This window comes from Kitasatospora sp. NPDC048239 (assembly GCF_043202015.1).
In the GTDB taxonomy this organism is placed as follows: domain Bacteria; phylum Actinomycetota; class Actinomycetes; order Streptomycetales; family Streptomycetaceae; genus Kitasatospora.
Map to the genome: position 1 here is coordinate 419,819 of NZ_JBICZP010000006.1, position 6,434 is coordinate 426,252.

3 protein-coding genes and 1 pseudogene are annotated in these 6,434 nt (G+C 71.4%); all 4 read left to right on the forward strand.

Going from position 1 to position 6,434, the window contains the following annotated elements; genetic code table 11:
* Positions 1 to 52: 52 nt before the first annotated feature.
* Positions 53 to 2,329 carry a hypothetical protein gene (locus ACGFZP_RS19350; protein WP_392934239.1) on the forward strand — a complete coding sequence of 759 codons (2,277 nt, stop codon included), beginning with the start codon at positions 53 to 55 and terminating at the stop codon, positions 2,327 to 2,329.
* A 38-nt stretch (positions 2,330 to 2,367) separates the two neighbouring features.
* Positions 2,368 to 2,832 (forward strand): YbaB/EbfC family nucleoid-associated protein, encoded by a 465-nt coding sequence (locus ACGFZP_RS19355; protein WP_392934241.1) that lies wholly within the window; start codon positions 2,368 to 2,370, stop codon positions 2,830 to 2,832.
* Positions 2,825 to 3,124: a hypothetical protein gene (locus ACGFZP_RS19360; RefSeq protein ID WP_392934243.1), complete on the forward strand. Its 300-nt coding sequence runs from the start codon at positions 2,825 to 2,827 to the stop codon at positions 3,122 to 3,124. The genes ACGFZP_RS19355 and ACGFZP_RS19360 overlap by 8 nt, the downstream gene beginning before the upstream one ends.
* Before the next feature lie 74 nt (positions 3,125 to 3,198).
* Positions 3,199 to 6,434 (forward strand): annotated as a pseudogene (locus ACGFZP_RS19365) (hypothetical protein); the annotation flags it as partial.

The window sequence follows — 6,434 nt, forward strand, 5'->3', positions numbered from 1 at the left end:
CCGCAACTCCTCCGTACACCGCCGTTTCGCACGCCTTGAGAGGGTGTCAGCATTGTCCGACTTGACGTGGGAGCAGATCGCCGCCGCGTTCGCGTCCTCCGCCTCCCAGAAGGCCGGCCTCGCCGACCGGAAGAAGATCATCGGCGCGGGTCTGCCCAGCTGGTACAAGAGCGGCAGCAACCTCAAGGTCGAGCACTACAAGCACTTCACGGGGTCGAAGGCCCCGTACACGAAGAAGGCGACGCTGACCGACAAGGGGCACGACGGAGCGCCCACGGACGTCTGGTGGGCCTGGAACTACCTGGACGCCTGGGGGGACCCGCACAGCTTCGTGGTGGGGATCTCCATCAACTACACCGACTGGGGCAACGACCCGGCCGGCGACCTCTCCAAGTTCATGCACCTCGGCGACGAGGTGTTCTACCCGATGCTGGGCGCGGCCCCGAAGTGGACCGACACGGTCAACGCCGAGACCTTCACCACGGCGGCCAAGGCGATCACCGACGTGACGACGTGGCTCGGCACCTGGAAGGACGCCGTCGCGAGGTGGGCCGAGCGGACCGACGCCCCGGACGGCAGCTGGCAGGGGAGCGCGGCCGGTGAGTTCAAGGCCCTGCTGCAGTCCTTCGGCGACGAGCTCGACGCGCTGCAGTACCAGCTGGCCCGGGGCAACTTCGCCGCCGACCTGGAGACCCTGAAGACGGAGCTCACGAAGGCGATCGGGGGCATCTACAACGCCTACTTCAACTGGTACCACAGCGACGACGCCTGGCCCACCCTGGTCACCTACAACCTCCTCACCAAGGTCCTGGCCTCGGCGCGGGTCACCGTCACCATGTCGAACCAGGGGGCCCCGCCCGTGGTGAAGGTGACGAGCTCGTACGGAGACCCGCACAACCAGGACTTCTTCGACAAGATCGAGCAGGAGGCCAAGCGGCTCTGGTCCGCCCACATCGACAACACCGTCCAGTGGGGCGCACGGACCGTACTGGACCTCCTGGACGGCAAGTTCACGGCCGCGAACGCCAAGTACGAGGCCGGCCTCAGGAAGACGCCGCTGCAGCTCCCCCCGGTCGAGCCCCCCGCCGGGCCCGGCGGCGAGGACGGCCCCAAGCCGCCCCCGACCGGTGAGGGCGGCCCCAAGCCGCCGCCCACGGGCGAGAACGGCCCCAAGCCGCCGTCCCTCAGCGCGGGCGGCGGCGGGCCCAAGACCGACACCGGCGGCGGATCCGGCGGGAAGCTCCCCCCGAACCCGAACGGCGGCAGCCTCGGGGGCGGCGGCGGAGGTCTCGGCGGCGGCCCCGGCTCGGGCGCCCAGATCCTGGACAAGAACGGCAAGCCGGTCCTCGGCGCCGACAAGAAGCCGGTGCTGCTCCCGCCGGGCGGGTACATCGGCGCCGGCGGCAAGCTGTTCGACGCCAACGGCAAGCCCGTTCTGGACAAGAACGGCAAGCAGGTCACCGTGCCCGAGGGCTCGACCGTCGCGCCGGGGGCCGGCGGCGGCATCTACGGTCCCAACGCGAAGGTGCCCAAGGGCTCGACCGTCCGGGAGGACGGCACGGTGCTCGGCCCGGACGGCAAGCCGGTCCTCGACGCCTACGGCAACCCCGTGGTGCTGGAGAAGGGCGGCTCGATCGCCGCGGACGGCACCCTCCTGGACGCTGGCGGCAAGCCGATCGCCGACTCCGTCCAGCGGTACCGCGACCAGCAGCACGCGCTCGACGCCATCGGCGCGGGCGGCGGCGGGACGGTCATCTCCCGTCCGCCGTCCACCGGGTCGACCTGGACGCTGGACCCCAACATCTTCGGTGGTCTCGGGGGCGGTTCCAGCGGCCTCGGAAGCGGCTCCGGCAGCTTCGGGAGCAGCTACGGGAGCGGCGACCCGGACGGCTCCGGCGGTTCGAGCACCCTGGTGCCGGGCTCCTACGGGAGCGTCTTCGGCGGCGGAGGCGGCGGTGCCGGGGGCGGTGGCGGCTCCGGCCAACTGCCGCGGCTGGTCAGCTCCGGCGGCGGGATGAGCCCCAAGGGCATCGAGAACAGCAACGGCATCGCACCCACCAACAAGCTCCTCGCCGGCGGGGAGGCGGAGGCCAAGGCGGCGGCCCAGAAGGCCGAGGCCCTCGCCGCCGAGGAGGCCGCGATGCGGGGCCGCTCGGTGGCGACCAGCGGTGGCGGCGCCGGCAGCGGAATGATGCCGATGGGCGGCGGCATGGGCGGCGGCATGGGCGCCCAGGGCGAGAAGGACCGTCAGCGGACCACCTGGCTGTCCGAGGACGAGGACGTCTGGGGCACCGACACCGGTGCGGTGCACGGCGTGATCGGCCGCTGAGCCGGTCCCGCGTTTCCACAGTCGAGAAGGGTACGGACATGGAGTTCTCGTTCGAGGAGCACCTCGCCAAGGCGATGGCGTCCCTGGAGGAGCAGCAGGCCAGGATGGCCGCGATGACCGGGGAGCTGCAGCGGTCGAGCGCCTCGGTGACCACCAAGGACCGGCTGGTCACGGCGCAGGTCGGCCCGCAGGGCCAGGTCATCGCGCTGACCTTCCACACCACCGCCTACCAGGAGATGGCCCCCGCGCACCTCGCCGCGGTCCTGAAGGACGTGCTGAACGAGGCCCAGGCCCGGATGGGGGAGAAGGTCGCCGCAGCGATGCGCTCCTTCGACGGTGTGGGCGAGTCGCTGCGGCTGGCCTTCACCGGCGAGCGGGAGGACGAACTGCTCGGCGGATCGGGCGGGTTGGACCTGGACGCGCTGCTCGCCCCGCTGACCGCGATGCGGCCGGGGGCCGACGGGACCAAGCGCTCCGACAAGCAGGAGGAGTTCAATGGCTAAGCAGCTGAAGAAGCTTGAGGACCTCAAGGAGGAGTTCACCAAGTTCCCGGAGATGGCGGCGCTGATCGAGAAGATCGGGCGCGAGCTCAAGGACATCGGGGCGAAGAACCTCAAGGGCGGCGGGAACGACCAGATCGGCATGCAGTACCACAGCAAGGTCGACAAACCGACCGTGAGCCTGAACGACCTGGTCGACAGCATCAGGCTCAAGCTGCTGAGCGTCGGAGAGCACGGCCAGAACACCGCCGACAGCTTCGACGCGGCCGACGAGCACGCCGCCGACCTGGTCTGACCGACCACCGGTAGCAGCCTCCCGCGCCCTTCCCCACCCGCACCAGCCAGCTTCGCAGTCGGAGGCTCCCCGCCATGGCCCACTCGTCGATCCAGGTCTCGCCCGGCGTCGCGACGTTCTTCCACATCCTCACCGGCATGCCGTGGCCGACGTCCGACGAGGGCCTGCTGCGGGACGTCCGGGACGAGTACGCCGCGCTCGCCGAGGACCTGCCGACGCTCCGGGGGTACATCTCCGAGCTGGTGACGAGTTGCCGGACCCAGTTCGAGGGGGAGGCCGCCGAGGCGTTCGCCAAGGAGATGGGGCGGTTCATCGGCGAGAAGGAGGAGATCGACTACCTCGCCACGGCGGGCAAACTCGCCGGAGAGCTGGGCGAGTTCGCGGGCAAGGTCGCGAACACCGTCGAGTACACCAAGTGGATGATCATCGGTCAGATCGTCCAGCTGCTGATCGAGATCGCGCTGGCCATCGCCTTCTTCCCGTTCACCTTCGGGGCCTCGATGGCCGCCGCGGAGGGGTTCAAGCAGGTGGTGAAGGTGATCATCATCAACCTGCTGAAGAAGCTCGTCCAGGTGATCCTGACGCACACCTTCTTCGGCGTGCTGGGCGGCCTGGTCCTGGACTCGATTCTCCAGGGCATCCAGTTCGGCCAGGGCAACCGGCACGAGTGGGACAAGGACCTCACCAAGCAGGCCGCGATCATGGGCGCGATCAGCGGTGCCATCGCGGGCCCGCTGCACCTGCTGGGGATGGGCCTGGGCAAGCTGCTGGGCGCCGGCCTCGCCAAGATCTTCGTGACCAAGGAACTGACCACCCTGATCAAGGAGCTCGGGGCCGGCGCCGCGGGCGGTGCGGCGGGCGGTGCCGCCAAGGGCGCGGGCAAGGAGGCCGGACGCCTGGTCGCGAACAAGGCGGCCTCCGAGTTCGCCGTCAACATCAGCAAGCTCCTCAAGGAGAACGCCCAGTACCTGGCGAAGGGCTTCGGGGCAGGCGGCAAGGTGGCCGCCGCGGCCGGGGAGCGGTTCACCACGAACCTCGGGAGGATCTTCGAGAAGGGCCTCGGCAAGGAGCTCGGCGCCGCGACCGCCAAGGAGCTCGGGGAGCGGTTCGGCAAGACCTTCGTGGAGAACGGCGCCAGGTCGGCCGCGGGCCGCACGGCGCTCGGCACCGCCCTGCGCGAGATCGCCGAGGGCGGCGCCCACGCGCCGTCCGCGGGCCTGCGGGCGCTGGCCGAGAAGCTGCCCGAACTCGCGGGCCGGATCGACCGGATGAACACCATGTTCGTCCTGGGGCACGTCCTGGGCGAGCAGATCAAGATGGGGACCAACCAGTACCTCACCGAGGGCTTCTTCAACAAGATCTACTACGGCGAGTGGTCGGCCAGCGGGATGAGCTTCCTGGGCGGCTTCATGATGGGCGGCGCCCGCCACATGATCCTGGGGCTGGCCTCGCCGCTGACCACGAAGTACGTGGACTTCGTCCGGGGGCTCGACAGCGCCCAGATCAACGCCACGAACGGCAAGTACTACGGCGCGCTGCACCCGCTGAACCTGCTGTCGGCGATGAGCAACATCGCGGGGCACCCCGCGCCCTTCCCGGTGCCCCGGCCCGGCGGGCACGACCAGATCCCCGGCAGTGTGCACCTCCACAGCGGCGACGCCGCGGGCTCCACCGCCTCGCTCACCCCGCCGCCGGCCTCCCACCGGACCGAGGGCGGGGCGAACGCCTCCGGCTCGGACCACAAGAGCGGTGGCGGCTCCTCGTCCTCCTCCGGCGGCCCGGCGAAGCCGGAGGCCCCGAAGCACGGCGTCGTGACGGAGTCCGGCGGCGACAGGTCCGGTGGCAGCGACCGGTCGGGCGGCGACAAGTCCGGCGGGGGCGACAAGTCCGGCTCCGTCCCGAAGGACGGTTCGGGCGGGCAGAAGGCCCCCGAGCCCCCCTCCAAGCGCGGCACCGAGTCCTCGGGCGACGGCGGACCCGAGGCCCGGAGGATCACGGGCGGCGACAACCGCCTCGGCAACTCGACCGCGACCTCCGGGGCCACTGTGCCGTCCGGCTCAACCGGCGGGAACGGCGCCGGGCACGGCGGCGGTTCGAAACCGCACCCGGAGCCCAACGCCGGTCCCGGTCCGGACCAGGGTCCCGGCCCGAAGGGCGGCCAGCCGCCAAGGGACGGTGGTGGTGGTACGCCGCCGCTGACCGAGGGCGGCCCGGGTGGTCCGGGTGGTCCGGGTGGGCGCCGGGACGGGGGCGCGAACGGCTCCGACCTCAAGCCCGAGCCCCCTCGGCCGGACCAGGGTCCCGGCCCGAAGGGCGGTCAGCCGCCGAAGGACGGTGGTGGTGGTACGCCGCCGCTGACCGAGGGCGGCCCGGGTGGTCCGGGTGGGCGCCGGGACGGGGGCGCGAACGGCTCCGACCTCAGGCCCGACCTCAGGCCCGACCCCCCTCGGCCGGACCAGGGCCCCGGCCCGAAGGGCGGCCAGCCGCCGAAGGACGGCGGCGGTGGCGGCGGCCCGTTGCCGCGGACCGAGGGAGGCCCGGGCGCACAGCGGGACGGCGGCCCGAACGGTTCCGACGTCAAGCCCCCGTCCAACCGGCCGGAGCCGAAGTCCGAGCCGAAGCCCGAGCCCACGCCTGCCCCGAAGCAGGAGCCGAAGCCCGGCCAGAAGTCCGACCCTGCGCCGAACCCGTCCGAGAAGAGCGATTCGGCCGCCTCCGGCAACCTCCGGAACCAGGTCGAGGAGGCCCTGTCGCCGGGAGCGTTGGTCCTGCAGCGGCAGGAGCAGCTGCGGGCCGCAGGCGGCCCGACGGCGGACACGCCTGCCCCGGTGAAGCCCGAGAACGCGGTGAAGGGACCGAAGGACGGGTCGAACATCGTCACTCTCACGGATGTCGCGCGCAGGGGTGACACGGGTTCCGAGAAGGCTGCTCCGAAGCCGGATCCGTTCCCGGGTAAGGGTCGTGACCTGGGTGGGGCGGGTGATGCGGCGCGTTCGGATACGGCGAAGCTGGTTCTGGAGCGGCAGGAGCAGAAGCGGGCGGCGGGTGAGCCGACGGCGGATACGCCTGCTCCGGTGAAGCCGGAGAACGCGGGGAAGGCCCCGAAGAAGGATTCGAACATCGTCACGCTGACGGATGTCGAGGGCCGGGGTGATGCGGCTCCGAAGCCGGATCCGTTCCCGGGTAAGGGTCGTGACCTGGGTGGGGCGGGTGAGGCGGCGCGTTCGGATACGGCGAAGCTGGTTCTGGAGCGGCAGGAGCAGAAGCGGGCGGCGGGTGAGCCGACGGCGGATACGCCTGCTCCGGTGAA

Bases quoted from the DNA above. Each gene is read 5' to 3' on its own strand.
- ACGFZP_RS19355 (WP_392934241.1), top strand. From the start codon at position 2,368: ATGGAGTTCTCGTTCGAGGAGCACCTCGCCAAGGCGATGGCGTCCCTG.
- ACGFZP_RS19360 (WP_392934243.1), top strand. From the start codon at position 2,825: ATGGCTAAGCAGCTGAAGAAGCTTGAGGACCTCAAGGAGGAGTTCACC.